The organism is Pedobacter sp. 22226 (genome assembly GCF_052045455.1).
GTDB classification, from domain to species: domain Bacteria; phylum Bacteroidota; class Bacteroidia; order Sphingobacteriales; family Sphingobacteriaceae; genus Pedobacter; species Pedobacter jeongneungensis.
On the sequence record NZ_JBQEPB010000008.1, the window covers coordinates 120315 to 138916 of the forward strand.

Genomic DNA, 18602 nt, shown 5'->3' on the forward strand with positions numbered 1-18602 from the left:
GCCTTTTTTTTATCTGTTAATAAAAATTATTCAAATTTTTTATTAAAAAGTATCATTTAACATTGTTAAAATGGTTTATCGATACAAAATCTCATTTCGTCGTTTCTTAAAATTTTAGTTGTTGGCATTCTTTTTTATTAGTGGCTGAATTATTAATCACTGCATTTGTTCGTAACGGACCGGATCTTCTCTCAATTTCCGTGTATGGTGAAAAATTTAACTAACCATTTTACATGTTTCAATTAAAGCCGGGCGTTGGCTGCTGTTGCAATTCTTGTTGTGATTAATTTTTCAGACACATTATTAACTTATTAAACTAAAAACGTAAATGAAAAGAAAACTACTAAAGTGTTTGTTGTTCTTTATTGTTTTGCTCGTAACCAGGGTTTCGGCGCAGGAAAGAACCGTTACCGGGGTGGTATCGGCCAAAGAAGACGGCTTACCACTTCCCGGGGTGAGTGTAAAAGTAAAAGGAACAAGTAATGGCGTAACCACTGGCGCCAACGGAGTTTATTCCATCAAAGTATCATCGGGTGTTCAAACCCTTGTATTTACTTTTATCGGTTACAAAACAAGAGAACAGAATGTAAATGCCAAAAACATTGATGTTACACTAGAATCTGATGTTAACAGTCTGGATGAAGTGGTAATTGCAGCTGGCGGTATTAAAAGAACGGCCAGGGAGCAGGGCTATGCTTCTACCAGAATAGATAACGAATCGTTAACGGCTGGTAAATCGCCAACCATTGCCGGAGGTTTGGTAGGTAAAGTACCGGGTTTGCAAATTAATGCCGTTGGTAGTGGCGTAAACCCAAGTTACCGTTTGGTATTAAGGGGTAACCGCTCTATTACCGGTAATAACCAGGCGCTTATTGTGTTGGATGGTGCTGTGGTACCAAATGCTATTCTGGGAAATCTGAATCCCGATGACATTGATGATATCACCGTACTAAATGGTGCAAGCGGAGCCGCATTATATGGTTCGGATGCATCTAACGGTGCTTTAATCATCACCACTAAAAAAGGTAAAATCGGAACGCCGGTAATCAAAGTAGCTAACACCACGGTATTGGAACAGGTGAGCTATTATCCATTATTGCAGAACCGCTTCGGATCAGGTTCTACCTCTGGTGCTCAGGTGTACGATCCGATTGAAAACCAGCAGTATGGCCCTGCATTTGATGGAACTTTAAGGGCAATTGGCCGTGTAACCGAAAGTGGTGCACAACAATACACGCCTTATTCGGCTACTGATGATAAATACGATTTCTGGAAAACAGGTGTATCTAACCAAACCGATTTTTCGATTTCATCAGCTGATGAGAAATCATCTACTTATTTATCTGCCCAGTATTTAGATGGATCAGGAACCACTCCAAAGGATAAATACACAAGAGCGGCTTTAAGGTTTAACGGTTCGCGCAATTTTACCAAAAGGTTTTCTGCAAATTATAATGCGAGTTATACCCAGAACAAATACGACATTACCAGTGCAACTTCTACAGTTTATGATAACCTGTTAAATACACCTGCACAGATACCTTTACTGTCGTATTCAAACTGGCAGGATGCAACGGGTTGGGGCAATCCGGATAGTTATTACAACGACTATTATAAAAATCCTTACTGGTCTATAGATAATTACAGGCAAAATACCACCAACGATTATTTGACTGGATTACTGGAGTTGAAATATAAAGCGGCTGACTGGCTGGATTTTACTTACAGAGCAGCTATCTCTAACCGTTACTACAGGAATAAAAATAGCACTACAGGTTATAATTACACACAATACACTTTAGATCATTCTGCCAAAACAAACCAAAGCAGTGGTGTAAGTGATGAAATGCTGAATACGAGTAACTTTAGTACCGACTTTTTTGCCAATATTAAAAAAGATGTGAAAGATTTCTCTTTCAATGCCTTGCTTGGAACCTCTTTAAAAAGTTATACCTATAAAGATCTTAACGCTTCAGGCAGTGGTTTGCAGGTAAGTGAACTGTATAATTTAGGTAACATTACCGGAACGCCATCTGCAGGAGAGGCTAATTACAATACGCGTCAATACGGGGTATGGGCCGACGTAACTGTGGGTTATAAAAAATACCTTTACCTGCACGTAACAGGCAGGAACGATTGGGTTTCGGTACTGGCACCAGCGAACAGGTCGTTTTTCTATCCTGCAGCAGATGTATCGTTTATTCCGACTGATGCTTTTAGCTTTCTGAAAAACAGCAAGGTTATTGATTATTTGAAAATCAGGGCAGGGGTTTCGAAAGTAGGTAACGTAAACGTGGGTAATACTACAAACGGTGGTGCTTACTCGTTGCAATCTACCTTCGATTCTCAAACCGGTTATGGTTATGGTACAGGTTACACCCCTAATAATACTTTAGTGTCGAATAATCTGAAGCCAGAAATTACTACCGGTTACGAGGGTGGTGTAGATTTCAGGTTATTTAAAGGTTTAATTGACGGAACGGTAACCTATTACAATACCAGCTCTACCGGACAAGCGATTACCGCCGGTGTTCCGGTTACTACGGGCTATAGTTATTATTTGTTGAATACAGGAGAGTTAACCAATGAAGGACTGGAAACGGCCCTGCATTTTACACCAATCAGAAAAGGCGACTGGAAATTAACCCTTGGTGGCAACTACACTTACAACAATAATAAACTGGTTTCATTATCAAACGATTTAACCCGCATTGGTGTAAGTAACAGTTCGACCATTTTCGGACAGGTTGGTAATGTATATCCGGTAATCATCGGGTCTGATTATATCCGCGATTCGGAAGGCAGGGTAGTGGTTGATAAAAACACAGGTTATCCGGTAGGAACAACAACCGGTAATATTTTAGGCAATACCATTCCAAAGAACAGGTTGGGGCTTGATTTTCAGCTTTCTTACAAAAGCTTAACCCTATCTGGCCTGTTTGAATACAGGTCGAACTATGTTCAGTACAGCACCGCAGGTTCTACTTACGATTTCTCTGGTTCATCGGCCAGAAGTGCTTATTACAACAGAGAGAAATTTGTTTTTCCTAATTCATCGTACTACGATTCGGCCAGCGGAACTTATGTAGCCAATAACAGTGTTACGGTATCAGATGGTGGTGCAGGTTTCTGGACCAGCAGCAGCTTATATTCGGGTGTAACCAGCAATTATGTGTACTCGGGTAATTATTGGAAACTGAGGGAGCTTGCCCTTGCCTATAAACTTCCTTCTTCGGTATTGCGGAATGTGAAATTTATTAAATCGGCCACCATCAGTGCGCAAGGTAGAAACTTGTTTATCTGGTTACCAAAATCGAACGAATATGCCGATCCTGATTACAGTAATAACGGATCAGACAGTAACGCGGTGGGGATTACTTCGTTATCGCAAACGCCTCCAACAAGATACTACGGCGGAACCATATCATTAACTTTCTAATGACAAGAATTATGAAAAGATTTTTAAAATTAACTGTCCTTTTAACCATCATTTTTGCTGCCCCTGGCTGTAAAAAGAGTTACCTGGATATCAACGAAAATACCAATTCGGCAACCTCTTCTTCACCAGAACTGGTTTTGCCGGCTACCCTAAATAATACGGCCTCAAATTTTATCACCTACTTTAATTATGGTGCGTGGATGGCTGGTTATCAGGCTAATGCAGGTGGTTATTCTTTTTCCGGGTCTACCTTTTTTACCTATAACTGGAACTCAGGAACAAATAACGGCCTGTTTAATAGCGCATTTTCTGATTTAAGAAGTTATCAGTATATCATTACTTCAACTTCTGGCGTAAGCAAATATGTACTCTTTAATGCAGTTGCAAGGGTAATGAAATCTTATTACTATCAGATTCTGGTAGATGAATATGGCAATGTGCCTTACACAGAGGGTTTGGCTGGTGTTGATAACCTTACGCCACATTATGATGATGCGGCAACGATTTACAAATCGCTGGTGACAGAAATCGACGCTGCTATTGCACAGCTTAAAGCAAATGGATCAAGCACAGTGGTAAAAGCTTTAGGTTCTGCAGATGTGATGTTTGGTGGCGATGTTACCAAATGGATCCAGTTTGCAAACAACATTAAACTGCGTATTTTAACAAGGGCGCAAGATGGTCCGCTGGCTTCTTTTGCAGCTAACGCTTTTGGTACATTTTCTGCTGAAGGTTTTTTAACCAGTGATGTACTGATCGATCCGGGCTTTGTAAGCACAAGTGCGCGCCAAAATCCGCTCTGGAATACTTATCATTCTACCTACACCGGTAGCAATGGCGCGTATGCAGCACAGCAGATTCCAACAAAATGGATCTTCTCTTTTTATAATGGCACAAAACTAAGCGATGCTACCCGTGGTGCACTGATTTACAAAAATTATGCTGCCAATACCACACCAACCAATCAATTGGGTAACGAAAGCAATGTACCTTCGTGGATTTCGGGCTACCCGGCCTGGTATATCGGTGTTGGAACAGCTTTAAGTGCTCCTGCAACTCAGGGAATACTAAAAAGCAGGGTAATGGGTCAGTTAATTATGCCAGCTGCTGAAACCTATTTTTTACTTGCCGAAGCGGCATTAAAAGGCCATACTTTATCAGGAGATGCTGCAACCAATTTCGACAATGGCATCAGGGCATCATACAATTACCTGCAAAAATCAGGTGCAACCACAACATCAGCTACAAGTACTGTTTTAGATGCTTATTTAACGGCTTATAAAGCAGCAAATGCAGGTAGTTATCTGGTTAATTATAATCTGGCAACTACTGCAGCACAACGTTTAGAGGCTATTATAACACAAAAATACATTGCCCTGAATTTTGTAAACGGTTACGAGGCCTGGCAGGAATATAAAAGAACTGGTTATCCGGCCGTTTCAGGCACGGCGGCCACTACCACTTTTGTGTCCTTGCAATCGTCGGCTACCACAGCAGACCGCTTACCTGTACGAAACCTGTATCCAACTACAGAATATAATTTAAATCCAAATGTTCCCACTGGTTTGAGTGCATATACTTCAAAAATTTTCTGGGATGTTAACACCAACTAATTTTTAGATAATGAAAATAGATATGAAAAATTATAAAAAAATTGGCTTTGCCTTATTGGCAATGGCAACGGGCTTTTCATCATGCACCAAGCAGGATGGCATTTATGCCGAAAATGGTTCTGCCGGTATTGTAGAACTGGCCGATCTGCCTTCGAGAACAAGTTCTACCGCGTATGCATCGGTAACTAAATCTTTTGAAGCCGTAACAGAAGTTGATTGTCCGATTTTGATCAACTATACAGGCGTAGATGGTGCTCCCGAAGATGTAACGGTAACGTTGGGCTTTGATGCCACAATAGTGAGTGCAATGTCTACGTCTGCTGCTGTGCTTACAAACCTGGATGCCAGCCTGTACACTGTGCCATCTTACACGGTTACCATCCCAAAAGGACAGAAACAGGGTATATTCCATGTTAAACTTAAAACCAGTGCTTTCGATTTCAGCAAGAGCTATGCACTGGGCGTGGTCGTGAAATCGACTTCATCCGGTACAGTGAGTGGCAATTATGGCAGTGGTTTATTTAAAATTAATGCAAAAAATGCCTACGATGGAATCTATTCTGTTGGCACCGGAAGTAGTGTAATCAGGTACACTGCACCGGGAGTTCCTGCAAATGATGCGTTAAGCGGCAGTTTGGCCGGCAATCCCAATCTTACTTTGAGTACGGTAAGTGCAACCACCGTTGAAATTACCAATTTAAGATGGGCTGGCGGAACTTCAAGTGTTTCTGGTATCGATAACCTCAGGGCTACTGTTGATCCTGCTACAAATCTGGTTACCATGACTTCCTTAGGTAATGCCACATTAGCTAATTTAGCGGGTAAGGATAATAAGTACGATCCGGCTACCAAAACATTTACCTTAAATTTCAGGTGGAACCCAACTTCGACGACCAGAGATGTAAGTTTGGTAATCAAATACGCAAGCGCGAGGTAAAAGCGTTTCAAGTTAATTTAATAGAAATAATTCATTTCTGCTTGTCATGTTGAGCCTGTCGAAACGCTTTAAATAAATTGATTTTATGTAAGGCCCTAAACAAGCTACCATTGACAGACTCAATAAAAAACTCGTCATTGCGGGGAGGTACGACTAAGCAATCTTCCCGGCAAGTAATTCTTGCAAGAAAGATTGCTTAGTCGGCTGAAAAAGCCTTCTCGCAATGACGATTCTTCGCATCTTATTACAACGAAATAGTATCCCGTTACAACTAAATTTTTACTTTTTGTTTATGCTTTAAAATGCTGATTAACAAAATTATAAAGTTAAATTTTGTTAAATAAAATGTAAAAGTTAGGATGTGTTTTATTTATCGATACAAAGCAATTATTCATCGATACCTGCTTCATTTTAATGTCTTTTTTGAGGATTTTTGATTCATCAGGAAAAACAAAAAAGCAATAAGATTGCTTAATACAATAAAGAAAATTACCGTTAGCATTTGTAAAAATGCAGACGTTTGAATAAAGGTACTTCCTAGTAAATTTAGGTTAGTTAATGATTAGTTAAAATAGAGATCTTGCTGGATAGCCGATCTCTATTTATTTTTTTAAGCAATTTATGGCGCTAACCTGGTTTTGGTCCAGATGCCTTTTATCAGTTCAAAGTTTATCCTGTCGTGCAGCCTGCTTCTTCTTCCTTGCCAAAATTCTATCCTTGTTGGTTTTACGATATAACCGCCCCAGTGCGCTGGTTTAGCAACACCTTTATCAGCAGTTTTAGCTTTAAGTTCTTCAACTTTTTCTTCTAAAAATGTCCTGTCGGGAATTACTTGGCTTTGTGGCGAAACCACTGCTCCAATCTGACTGGCAATTGGTCTGGTATTAAAATATGCTTCAGAAGTTTCTTTATCTAATTTTTCTACCGTTCCTTCAATTCTCACCTGTCTTTCCAGTTCCGGCCAGAAAAACACCAAAGCGGCATAAGGATTACGTTTAAGTTCTTTCCCTTTGGCACTCAGGTAATTGGTGAAAAACCTAAATCCGTCTGCATCAACGCCTTTTAACAGTACAATACGTGCATCAGGTCTTCCTGCTTTATCAGCGGTAGCCAGGGTCATAACATTGGGTTCGTATATCTGGGCATCTACTGCGTGCTGAAACCACTTTTGAAACTGGACAACCGGATCTTCATCAACGTCAGATTCATCCAGCGAAGCGCTTTTGTAATCTTGGCGCAGGTTTTGTAGAAATTCATTTGTAACTTGCATACAACAAAAATAGGCATCTTTTACGGTGTAACAAATGATTATCATCATGCTGAACAATATAAAACCAAAAACCGGCCGCTTGCTCATTTCAGAACCTTTTATGGCCGATCCCAATTTTAAAAGATCTGTGGTATTGTTAACCGAACATGGTGATGATGGCACGGTGGGCTACATCCTGAACCAGGTAGGAAATTTGATCCTGAACGATGTAATACAGGATTTATGGGATGCGAAAAACTACATTTATTTTGGCGGACCGGTTGCTGCGGATACCTTACACTTTATACATAGGTGTTATGATAAATTGCAAAGTGGAGAAGATATTGGAAATGGTTTGTACTGGGGTGGAAATTTTGAAACACTTAAAATCCTTTTAAATACCAATGCCATCAGCGAGGATGAAGTGAAATTTTTTATGGGTTATTCGGGTTGGGACAAAGGCCAGTTAGACCGCGAAATAGAGCAAAATGCGTGGATGGTGAGCGATAAATTTGATCCTGAGCTTATTTTCAGCAATGATGATGAAAAACTATGGCGGGATGTTATTGTAAATCTCGGACCGAAATATGCACACATCAGTAATTTTCCGGCTGATCCGAGTTTGAATTAGTTTGGAGTTGGATGGGCGTGTTGAGTTAATATCTTTGGTAATAAAAAAGAATTAACAATGTCGTAAATCCCAGCTACAATTAATAATATAATTGCTTCTGCATTAACATAACTCCATGCCGTTCTTTATTAATTTTTCTTGATAGAGAAATTATAATTAAAATGGGTGTACATATAGATATTGCCCACATGGTATATAAAAGTGAATACCAAATGAATATTTAGGTAAAATTATTGATGATTAATTCATTAATTTCACCATAAATGATCAAAAATAAAGAAGAAAATACTAAAGAAACAATCGATATAATCAATGCTAACTTAAAATTATTTTCTTTAATATATACATTATTTATATCACAGACTAAAAACTAAGCATTAATGTCTAAAATTGAAAAATATATCGCGTTTTCAAAGTGATTTTCTTTCAATAAAGGTCCAATTTTTTGAAATGATTCTCTATGCTGTTCAGTGTAAATTAAATACACAGGAAACACTTTTTCGCCCGTTTCAATAATAAGTGGTACCTGCACCTGCATCTCGTTAACTAAGTCATAATACTGCATCAGTTGCTGTTTGATTTTGATGCCATTGGTATCGCAAGCTTGCTCTATATAGGCCATAATAAGGGGCAGGTCTACCGCCAGATTTCCGGTTGCAGTACTTTCAAAACGGTCAATTCCCAATTGCGCTATATTGGTATAGGCAAATTTGGTATTGAGCAGGTTATAATTTTCATATTTAAAAATGGCACCGGAACTGATATCATAAGCTACTTTTTTGCCTAAAACGATTCCTTTTATGATTACAAAGGGTGCAATGATAATAAAGGTTAAAAAACCGATAACTGCAGCAATAATGCTGCTGTAAATTGCCCTTCTGCTGATGCAGGCCTTGTAAAAAAGATCCCAATAATCATCTAATGATCCGGTTTCGAAACAATATTCGACGATATTAGACAAATTGGTTAAATTAATAATTAAATTGTAGAGGATTATAAATCCAGCAAAGAGAAAAACTAAGAGCGCCATGTTAAGTGTTGATTATTAATTTTAAAGATTATCTGCAGACTCTTCTACTTTCCTCCTCAGTTCATCTTTATAAGCCTGCATTTTAACGGTTAAAGATTCATCAGCCGTAGCTAAGATCTGAGTAGCCAGTAAACCTGCATTTTTAGCTGCATTTAAAGCTACTGTTGCAACCGGAATACCATTTGGCATTTGTAAAATCGATAAAATACTGTCCCAGCCATCAATAGAATTTGATGATTTTACCGGAACACCGATAACTGGCAATGTAGTAATTGAAGCCACCATACCAGGCAGGTGTGCAGCGCCGCCGGCACCTGCAATAATTACTTTTAAGCCACGGCCTTGTGCTTCTTTAGCATAATTGAACATGCGTTCTGGCGTTCTGTGCGCAGAAACGACTGTAATTTCGTAATTGATTCCAAATTCTTTTAATACATCAGCTGCATCTTGCATCACGGGCAGGTCTGATTTGCTGCCCATGATAATTCCTACTAATGCCCCTAAATCCCCTGACGGGGACTTTGAATTTCCAGCGTTCATATATATCGTTTAATCTTTATTTATATTTTGTAGTGCTCTTTTAAGCATTTTGCATTTCCACCCTGCTATTAGTTCCCCCTTCGGGGGGCAGTGGACTATGCGATTACTTTCAATGTTTTTTGTACGAAACGTGCTTTTTCTATCGCTTTTTCCCTGTCGATATCTACAATGGTAACGTGGCCCATTTTGCGGAAAGGTTTGGTATATTTTTTTCCATACAGGTGAACATAAACACCATCTATAGCTAATATTTTCTCTAAATTTTCATATTTAGCTACACCTTCATGACCTTTTTCGCCAAGCAGGTTAATCATAATGGCGTTGGTAATGCTACTGGTATCGCCTAGGGGCAGGTTATAAATCGAACGTAAATGCTGTTCAAATTGCGAAACATAGTTACCTTCTATGGTTTGGTGGCCGCTATTATGTGGGCGTGGAGCAACCTCATTAACCAATAATTCGCCATCTTTACACACGAACATTTCAACGGCTAAAATTCCGGTAATGTTCATTGCAGAAGCGATATTTTTAGCAATATTCTCTGCCTTTTGTTGTAAGCTTTCGGCAAAAGTAGATGGCGAAATCAAAAATTCTACCAAATTGGCTTCCGGATTAAATTCCATTTCTACCATGGGGAAGGTTTTCATATCGCCATTGGCATTACGGGCCACAATTACCGCAACTTCTTTCTCAAAATCGACTAATTTTTCAATAATACACGGTGCATCAAATGCTTTATCCAAATCGGCAGCACTATTGATTTTCATTACCCCTTTACCATCATAACCATCTTTTCTCAATTTCAAAATGTATGGGAAATGGAAAGGACTATTCTCCATATCTTCCCTGGTATTTACAATCTGAAAAGGAGAGGTAGGAATGTCGTTTTCCTTAAAAAACTGTTTTTGTACGCCTTTATCCTGAATCAAACGGATCACCCTCGATTGTGGAAATACCTTTTTACCTTCTTTTTCGAGCTGCTCAAGCGCATCAATATTTACCTTTTCAATTTCAATAGTAATAATATCTGCTTTCTTTCCGAAGTTATAAACGGTATCAAAATCGGTAATAGAGCCATTTTCGAAATAATTTGAGATATGTTTACAAGGAGCATCAGGATCAGGATCTAAAACCAATGTGGTTACGTTGTAGTTAATTGCCTGTTGAATGAGCATTCTGCCCAATTGTCCGCCGCCTAAAATACCTAATTTTAATTCGCTAATCTGTTTTGCCATGCGCTTGAAAATAATGCTATTTTTGCACAAAAGTAACCATAATAAATTTTATTGATGAATGCTGATGCAATAATTATTGGTGCAGGTGCTTGTGGATTGATGTGTGCGGTGCAGGCAGGCTATCTGGGTAAAAAAGTAATTGTGCTCGAAAAAAATGAAAAACCTGGCGCTAAAATTCTGATTTCCGGCGGCGGTCGCTGTAATTATACTAACCAATTTGCAACTGCTGAGCAGTTTATATCGGCGAATCCGCATTTTATTAAATCTGCTTTTACCCAATGGACGGTTGACGATACCATTAGTTTTTTTGAAACTTATGGCATTGAGGGTAAAGAAAAAACTTTGGGACAATTATTTCCTGATGATAAAAATGCGAAGGATGTAGTGCTGGTTTTTACTTCCATCTGCGAAGATTTTGGACAGGAAATCAGGTGTAATGCGGATGTTAAGGACATTGAAATACTGTCCGACGCTTCTTTTAAAGTAAGTTATGAGAAAAATGGCAAAACAGTTGTTTTAACGGCCGAAAAACTGGTAATTGCTACCGGAGGTTTACCGATTCCGAAAATGGGCGCAACTGATTTTGCCTTGCGTTTTGCCAGGAAACACGATCTGAAAATTGTTGAAACTGCCCCAGCTTTAGTGCCTTTAACCATTACCGGGAAAGACGAAGAATGGTTTGCGCAACTTTCTGGCAATGCTGTTTTTTGCGAAGTAAGCAATGATGAAATTTCTTTCGAAGAAAATATCCTTTTTACCCATTGGGGATTGAGCGGTCCGGCTATTTTGCAGATTTCTTCTTTTTGGAGGAGGGGCGAGACGATCAATCTAAATCTGCTACCAAACCAAAATGTGTTTGACTTATTGGATGAGGAAAGAAGACATAACGGTAAAATGCTATTATCTACCTTATTAAACCGGATTTATACCAAAAAGTTCACCGATGCTTTAGGCAAGTTTTTACCTTTAAGCAAGCCTGTAGCTGCATTAACAAAGGCTGAAATTGATTTAATTGAACAAACCATCCACCACTTTAAAGTTAAACCTGCCGGCGATAAAGGCTACGATAAGGCAGAAGTAATGCGTGGCGGGATAGATACGAATGAAATTTCTTCTAAAACTTTGGAGTGCAAAAAGATTCCAAACTTGTTTTTTGGCGGCGAATGTTTGGATGTTACCGGTTGGCTGGGCGGCTATAATTTTCAATGGGCCTGGGCCAGTGGTTTTGTGATCGCGCAGAATATTTAGTCAATAAACCTGCGAGGTTTTAACTTGATAAACACTTAGATTCCCTCAGTTGGCTAAGATGATTGATGTTTTTTTGAAAATGAACAGTTCAGTTTTCATCGGGGAGTTCAGCCCTGCTATCATTGCAAGTCCTCGCTGCGCTCCGGGCTTTTCGTTCTATCAGGTTTATTTAACCTAAAACAGTGGTTCTTTTGGGGCAAGCTAAATTAAAGCTCACATTTTTTTAAACCCGCGAGATTTGGTCTCAATCCTAACAGTAATTTACAGGCTTCTTATCTAATTAAGGTAATCGTGCCTGTTAAAGCTTGACTAGTGTTTTTCGATTTTATTAAATAATAATAAACGCCAACATTAGCAGGATTTCCCTTTACTTTTCCATCCCAGAACGGTGCCTTGCCTGTAGTAGTATGAATGATATTTCCATATTGGTTAAAAATCTGAATGCTACTCTGAGGATCGCTTTCAAGTCCGCTTACCTGCCAAAGGTCGTTCACATTGTCATCGTTCGGACTAAATGCGGTTGGAATGAGAATATCTTTACAATACTGAATAACAGAGTAATTTACTGATTTCGTGCACCCATAAATATCTTCAACAGTTAGGGAATAATACCCTGGCTTGTTTACCTGATAGAACGGGCTTGAAGTCTTTTGGCCTTCCCATATGTAAAAGGCAAACCCTGCGGGCGCTTCCAGTGTTACTTTTTCTTTGGCAATCACACAAATCCGAAGCTGTTCGGGCTGAAATAACAAAAGCGGTTCGTTTACATTTACCTCAACTGTTTCGCTTTCCCTTTTACAGCCCGAGGTGCTGGTAAAGCTGACAGAATAAATCCCGCTTTTGTTAATTTTTATGGTTTTAGTAGTTTCACCTGTACTCCAAAAGAAATCAGTACCAGCTTGGTTGGTTACAGCAGTGAGTATTACTTCTTCTCCACTGCAGAGTATTTTATCCGAACTCCTGCTTATGGTTACATCCGGAATTGCGTTAAAGCTGATGTTAGTTGCAACTGATGTATTTGCACAGCCATTGTCATTAGTTAAAGATGCTGTGTAAGCTCCTGTCAAAGCAATTGAAATGATATTCTGGTTTTTAAACTCAGGTAGTTCCAACCCGTTTCGGTACCATTTTACAAGGTAATTATTCGGATTATCAACTTTAATTTCTGCGGTTTCACCAATGCAGTAAGCTGTTTTTGCTGTTGTGAGTTGAACCGTTGGTATAACAATCTGATTAATTTTCACTTGCTTTGAGAGTTCATAATAGTTTTCACAGTTACTTACTTTTACCTCATATATGCCAGGTAAGGTTGCATTATAGGTGTTTTGTGTAGCATTTGGAATGTCAGTGCCATTTTTTATCCATTGGTATTTGTAGTTTTCTATGCGTTTTGTTTCAAGGAGATAAGTTTGTCCTGAACATAAATTTATCTCTGCAGGATAGTTAAAAGTTATTTCAGGAGTTGTATTATTTTTAATAATGATGGGTAAGGATGTCAGTGTAAGATTCTCACATAATGCAGTAACTTTGAAAGTGTATTTTCCAGATTCTTTTAAGTCTGCAGACGCTTTTCCTATCCATTCGTTTATTTCTACATCATCTTTAAACCACTGAAATAATAACTGATTTTGTAAACTAACAGGTACCCTTGTTTTTACATTGATGCTTTGGTTACCGCAGGTTTCAAATATGACCTCGTCCTGATTATAGCCGTTTGAAGGGGGTTTGCTATAGATGAAATCAGTATATTTCAGATTCTGATAATAATCCTGATCCAGGCTCAAATATATCTTTGAAATACCTTGATCCTTGGCCACCCATAATACTTTCTCGCACATGGTTTCCCTCCAATAATTATAGTTGGCCTCTTTTAAAATTTTAATGTCGGTATCTACACATATAGAATTTATCTTCTGGTTTGCCAACGTAGGAAATGGAATAAATTTTAAACGATCTAACTTTTCCGGACTTGGTGTAAATTCATTAAATATAGATTCGGCAGTATAATAAAGGCCATCATCAGCAGCCGCAAAGGCAAAGTTTTGCTCATAAACAGGCGTTAAAGCGTAAGCTTCTTCTAAATCATTAATTTTTTTGTCGTCTAATAATTTTTTGATTTCCAAACCTGTACATGAAACATTATTATAGGCAAATAAGCCTTTGTCTGTACCCCATATATTATACCATATTTCCCAATTTTGAACGTTTGGTATTCCGTATTGCCAATGATGAGCAAAAAGCGTACAGTTTATTTTAGCTGGATAAGGCAATCTATCAGGAATAGAAGAAGAATAAGTTGAATATGCTGATGGGAAGTTTAGTGTAACATGATCATTCACAAAACATCTTGCCATGATAAATATATGCTGGAAATCAACTGATTTGAAACCGGCATTAGTGATTCTCCAATCTGGTTCATTAACCAAGGGCTGGTTAGGGTAAATAAACTGATTGGTAATGGTGAGGTTTCCCCGAAAGATTTTATAAGCATGTTTGTTGGTAGCCACTGCTAAGTAATCATTAGCAGGGTTATAAGCATTAGCAGGTTCATAATCAATATTTCGTTTTGTATTTATTACTGAAATATTATTAACCCTTGTAACGCCCGGTTCCTCAATCTTTATTTCATGTTTTACGCCGTCCTTAAAATGTACAATAACATTTGGCTTAATCAGAAAATACATTTCTGATTCATTAAAGCCGGTAATTTCATTAATCACGAGGCCGGTTGTAGGCAGATAAGGTTTAAATGAAGTTTCGGTATCTGATTTGTAAAAAACTGTTCCTGAATTATTGAGCGCCCAAACAGTATGATCTTCTACTGAAACAAAAATCTGTTTAAACGATTCATTTTCCAGATATTTCTCTCCTGAGGTTAAATTTAGCTGTGCCATACACAAGAGGGGAGATAATAAAAAGAAAGAAAGAAAGAGGCGGTAACTTAAACTGGTAATCATACCACAATGATATTAAAAACCAGCAATAAAAGCTAATACGGTACCTACAAATAAACATCCGGCATAATTTCCCATGCCCATGGTTTTTTAAAGGTCTTAAATGTTCTCAGTTGCGAAAAATACAAAACCTCACTCGTTCTTCTGTTGGCAATGTCCCTTCTGTGTAAGTTACCAACGGTAGTAAATAATTCACGTGTTTTAAAGTCGTAAACCCTTTCGGTCATATCGCCGCTGTTCTGGTTAAAATAAAGATTAATGGCGCTTGTTAAAAACCAGTCTTTATTTTCGTATTTAAAAGTATAACCCAATTCCCAGCGCCACTCTGCACCTCCCTGAAAGCGCAAATAGAGTTGTTGGTCTTTAATAGCCACTTGCTGTAGCGGATCGCCCAGTTTACCACCTTCTGCTGAACGTAAAATGAAATCGTTATTTTGCGTAGATAAATTAAAAGTCCCCGTCAATTTATCTTTAAAAAATATGGCCAGTATCCTTGGTTTCTGAGTTTCTTTTATAATCGCACTGCTATTATCGCCATAAACCCTGGTTTCATCAATTGTTCTATTGTATTCGAAAACTATTGCCAAATCATCGGATCCGTCATTGTTTAAATCACCATAAACCTGATCTATCACTGTCCAATTAGGTGGGGTAAACTGCTCAGCAGAAGTGCCTTGTTGTTTAATTTTAGGAAATATAAATGTTTTTTGCGCAAAGCAAATTTGCGCGCACAGCATCAGGAGGTAAAAACAAAAAACTTTCATTCAGGTAGAAAAAAGGTGTTGATGTAGGTATAAAACGTTTGGTTTGGGTTTTTAGTTTAACTGAATCGTATCTCGCGACTCGTCACGCTGTCCCGATATTTACATCTGGATCAGTATCTTTCTCGCAAAATGGATCCTGAAATAAATTCAGGGTGACGACTGTATAAAAATTCCCGTACTTTTGCAGAAAAAACAATTCCTTTTGAAAACCGAAATATTTGCCATTACGCCGCCATTTACACAACTGAATACTCCATATCCGGCAACCGCGTACATAAAAGGTTTTCTGAATACTAAAAATATCAGTGCAACACAAGCAGACTTAGGCATTGAAGTAATTTTAGAATTGTTTTCTAAAAAAGGATTACAAAATTTATTCAGTCACACTGAGCGGAGTCGAAGTGTAGATAATAAAAAACCTAAAAGCGATAATGCCAAACGTATTTTAGCTTTGCAGGATGAATATTTAAAAACTATCGACGCGGTAATCGCATTTCTGCAAGGGAAAAATCCAACTTTAGCCTTGCAGATCTGTAGCGATGATTTTTTGCCACAAGCTTCTCGTTTTTCGCAGTTAGAAGAGCTCGACTGGGCTTTCGGAGCCATGGGCACACAGGATAAAGCGAAGCATTTAGCCACGCTATACCTTGAAGATATATCCGATTACATTGTAGAATGTATCGATGAGAATTTCGGTTTTAGCCGTTATGCAGAGCGTTTGGGCAGAAGTGCAAATTCTTTTGATGAATTATATAATGCCTTATTGCAAGAGCCTACCTATATTGATCATATCCTGATTTCGGTTTTAAAAGAAAAAATTGAAACTGTTCAACCTAAATTGTTTCTGATTTCGGTTCCTTTTCCGGGTAATCTCTATAGTGCATTCCGTTGTGCGCAATGGATAAAAACCAATCATCCTGAAATTAAAATTTCGATGGGTGGGGGTTTTCCGAATACGGAACTAAGATCGTTATCTGATGCACGGGTTTTTGAGTTTTTCGATTACATCACTTTAGATGATGGTGAACTGCCCATTGAACTGTTATATCACAACATAACGCATCCCTTTCCGGTAGAAGCCCATTTTTATAAAAGAACTTTTCTGCTCGAAAATGGCAAAGTAGTTTACCGTAACGATGCTTTCAGAAACGATTATAAGCAAGCTGATGTAGGTACGCCGGATTATACAGGACTACTTTTAGATAAATATATTTCTGTAATCGAAATTGTTAACCCGATGCACCGCATGTGGAGCGATGGGCGCTGGAACAAACTCACCATGGCGCATGGCTGTTATTGGGGGAAATGTACTTTTTGCGATATTTCGCTTGATTATATTAAGGTTTATGAACCGGTTGCGGCTAAATTGATTGTAGATCGGATAGAAGATTTATACGCAAAAACAGGACAGAATGGTTTCCATTTTGTAGATGAAGCTGCACCGCCAGCGCTAATGCGTGAAGTAGCTTTAGAAATTATCAGAAGGAAATTAGCGGTTACCTGGTGGACAAATATTCGTTTTGAAAAAAGCTTTAGTCAGGATTTATGTTTATTGCTTAAGGCTTCTGGCTGTATTGCGGTTTCAGGAGGATTAGAAGTAGCGTCCGATCGGTTGCTGAAACTGATTGATAAAGGCGTAACGGTAGAACAAGTGGCCAGGGTAACCCGCAATTTTACCGAAGCCGGGATCATGGTGCATGCTTATTTAATGTACGGCTATCCAACCCAAACCGTACAGGAAACAGTTGACAGTTTAGAAATGGTGCGTCAGTTGTTTGAGGTCGGGATATTACAATCGGGTTTTTGGCATCAATTCGCCATGACGGCGCATAGTCCGGTGGGCATGTACCCTGAAAAATTTGGTGTAGTAAAGGATACAGAAGTGATTGGGACTTTTGCCAATAATGATATCAATTACACTGATAAAACAGGTATTGACCATAATAAATTCAGCTTTGGCTTAAAGAAATCGCTTTTCAACTTTATGCATGGGATCTGTTTTGATTATGAATTGCAGGATTGGTTTGATTTTAAAATCCCCAGGACGAAAATCCCTGCTGATTTTATTGAAAGGGCATTAAATGACGGCGATCAGTTTAATACCAAACCTACTGCAAAAGTAGTATGGATAGGAGGAAAGCCCTCTGCCGATTATTTCACCAAATCAAAAAAGGGCAATACCTGGGAAATGGCCTCGCTCACTTTCCACGATAAAAAGGAAACTTTTACCATTCAAACCAATAAAAAAGAAGGTGAATGGTTAGCTGCCATTTTAAATCAAATTTCGATCTCGAACGAGAAAGTATTTACTTTTCAGGATGTTAAAGCCGATTTTGAACAGGAACTGGAAAACTTCGAACTGTTCTGGTATTCAAAACCCATTAATACCTTAAGGGAATACGGTTTGCTGGTTTTGTAGCAGATGTCGTCCTTTCGACCGTAGCGGAGAAATCTATTAAAAATAGTTTTTGATTTAGATCTCTCCACTCCGCTATGCTCCAGTCGAGATGACGGCCGTTTATTGGATACTATCATCTTGAGCGGAGTCGAAGGATCTCAACAGTTAACTTTAATATCAAAAAATTCTTCACTGCGTTCAGAATGACAGAAATGGGAGTTTCAATCGAGACGAATATGCCTTAAGCGCTTAGCTCTACATCTTCATTTTAAAATGTGTAAGGAAATAGATGATACAAATGAGTATAATCGAATTTATAATGAGCAATAACCACGATATTATGGATTTCCGGTCTTTCATCAACGCTATAAATGAAGTGATATAAGCCATGGCAATAAGTGCAAGAAATAAGTTTACAGTCTGGATACCTAAAATATAATATCCGCTATAAGAGAAAACAAGTATGCTTAATATTAAGAATATAACTGAGGCGGTAGTGTAAAGTTTATTTGGTTTCATATTGTATATTCTAAATTAACTGTTTATCAAATCTTTTAATACCCA

At 38.4% G+C, this 18602-nt stretch carries 13 protein-coding genes; 6 read left to right on the top strand and 7 right to left on the bottom strand.

Annotation, left to right across the window (positions count from 1 at the left end):
* Positions 1-328 precede the first annotated feature (328 nt).
* Genes ACTJKC_RS18535 through ACTJKC_RS18545 form a run of 3 tightly spaced genes read left to right on the top strand, consistent with a single transcriptional unit; the run spans position 329 to position 5989 of the window.
* Complete coding sequence (locus ACTJKC_RS18535) at positions 329-3439, top strand: SusC/RagA family TonB-linked outer membrane protein (RefSeq protein WP_440794226.1); 3111 nt, start codon at positions 329-331, stop codon at positions 3437-3439.
* An 11-nt stretch (positions 3440-3450) separates the two neighbouring features.
* Positions 3451-5052, top strand: coding sequence for a SusD/RagB family nutrient-binding outer membrane lipoprotein (locus ACTJKC_RS18540; RefSeq protein WP_440794228.1), 1602 nt, complete (start codon positions 3451-3453; stop codon positions 5050-5052).
* 22 nt (positions 5053-5074) lie between these two features.
* Positions 5075-5989, top strand: coding sequence for a DUF1735 domain-containing protein (locus ACTJKC_RS18545; RefSeq protein WP_440794230.1), 915 nt, complete (start codon positions 5075-5077; stop codon positions 5987-5989).
* A gap of 619 nt (positions 5990-6608) precedes the next feature.
* Here ACTJKC_RS18545 and pdxH read toward each other — a convergent pair.
* Positions 6609-7259, bottom strand: a complete 651-nt coding sequence (gene pdxH, locus ACTJKC_RS18550) for a pyridoxamine 5'-phosphate oxidase (protein WP_440794232.1) — start codon at positions 7257-7259, stop codon at positions 6609-6611.
* Between the two features lie 46 nt (positions 7260-7305).
* On the opposite strand from pdxH, the gene ACTJKC_RS18555 reads away from it, so the two are divergent.
* Positions 7306-7869, top strand: a complete 564-nt coding sequence (locus tag ACTJKC_RS18555) for a YqgE/AlgH family protein (RefSeq protein WP_440794234.1) — start codon at positions 7306-7308, stop codon at positions 7867-7869.
* Between the two features lie 370 nt (positions 7870-8239).
* Here the strand turns inward: ACTJKC_RS18555 and ACTJKC_RS18560 are convergent, their stop codons facing one another.
* The 3 genes from ACTJKC_RS18560 to ACTJKC_RS18570 all read right to left on the bottom strand — a co-directional run bounded on the left by ACTJKC_RS18560 (position 8240) and on the right by ACTJKC_RS18570 (position 10674).
* Complete coding sequence (locus tag ACTJKC_RS18560) at positions 8240-8830, bottom strand: hypothetical protein (RefSeq protein WP_440794236.1); 591 nt, start codon at positions 8828-8830, stop codon at positions 8240-8242.
* Between the two features lie 90 nt (positions 8831-8920).
* Positions 8921-9439, bottom strand: coding sequence for a 5-(carboxyamino)imidazole ribonucleotide mutase (gene purE, locus ACTJKC_RS18565; RefSeq protein ID WP_344851013.1), 519 nt, complete (start codon positions 9437-9439; stop codon positions 8921-8923).
* 95 nt (positions 9440-9534) lie between these two features.
* Positions 9535-10674, bottom strand: coding sequence for a 5-(carboxyamino)imidazole ribonucleotide synthase (locus ACTJKC_RS18570; RefSeq protein WP_440794238.1), 1140 nt, complete (start codon positions 10672-10674; stop codon positions 9535-9537).
* 54 nt (positions 10675-10728) lie between these two features.
* Between ACTJKC_RS18570 and ACTJKC_RS18575 the strand changes: the two genes are divergently transcribed.
* Positions 10729-11922 (top strand): NAD(P)/FAD-dependent oxidoreductase, encoded by a 1194-nt coding sequence (locus tag ACTJKC_RS18575; RefSeq protein WP_440794240.1) that lies wholly within the window; start codon positions 10729-10731, stop codon positions 11920-11922.
* Positions 11923-12194: 272 nt separating this feature from the next.
* On the opposite strand, the gene ACTJKC_RS18580 is transcribed toward ACTJKC_RS18575, so the two are convergent.
* Together ACTJKC_RS18580 and ACTJKC_RS18585 are read right to left on the bottom strand one after the other, a co-directional pair.
* Positions 12195-14879: a T9SS type B sorting domain-containing protein gene (locus tag ACTJKC_RS18580; RefSeq protein WP_440794242.1), complete on the bottom strand. Its 2685-nt coding sequence runs from the start codon at positions 14877-14879 to the stop codon at positions 12195-12197.
* Between the two features lie 44 nt (positions 14880-14923).
* A complete protein-coding gene (locus tag ACTJKC_RS18585; protein ID WP_440794244.1) occupies positions 14924-15640 on the bottom strand; it encodes a hypothetical protein in 717 nt (238 codons plus the stop codon).
* A gap of 202 nt (positions 15641-15842) precedes the next feature.
* Between ACTJKC_RS18585 and ACTJKC_RS18590 the strand changes: the two genes are divergently transcribed.
* The gene (locus ACTJKC_RS18590; RefSeq protein WP_440794245.1) at positions 15843-18059 is read left to right on the top strand and encodes a B12-binding domain-containing radical SAM protein; all 2217 of its coding nucleotides are present in this window, start codon (positions 15843-15845) and stop codon (positions 18057-18059) included.
* Between the two features lie 234 nt (positions 18060-18293).
* On the opposite strand, the gene ACTJKC_RS18595 is transcribed toward ACTJKC_RS18590, so the two are convergent.
* Positions 18294-18557: a hypothetical protein gene (locus ACTJKC_RS18595; RefSeq protein WP_344851007.1), complete on the bottom strand. Its 264-nt coding sequence runs from the start codon at positions 18555-18557 to the stop codon at positions 18294-18296.
* Positions 18558-18602 lie beyond the last annotated feature (45 nt).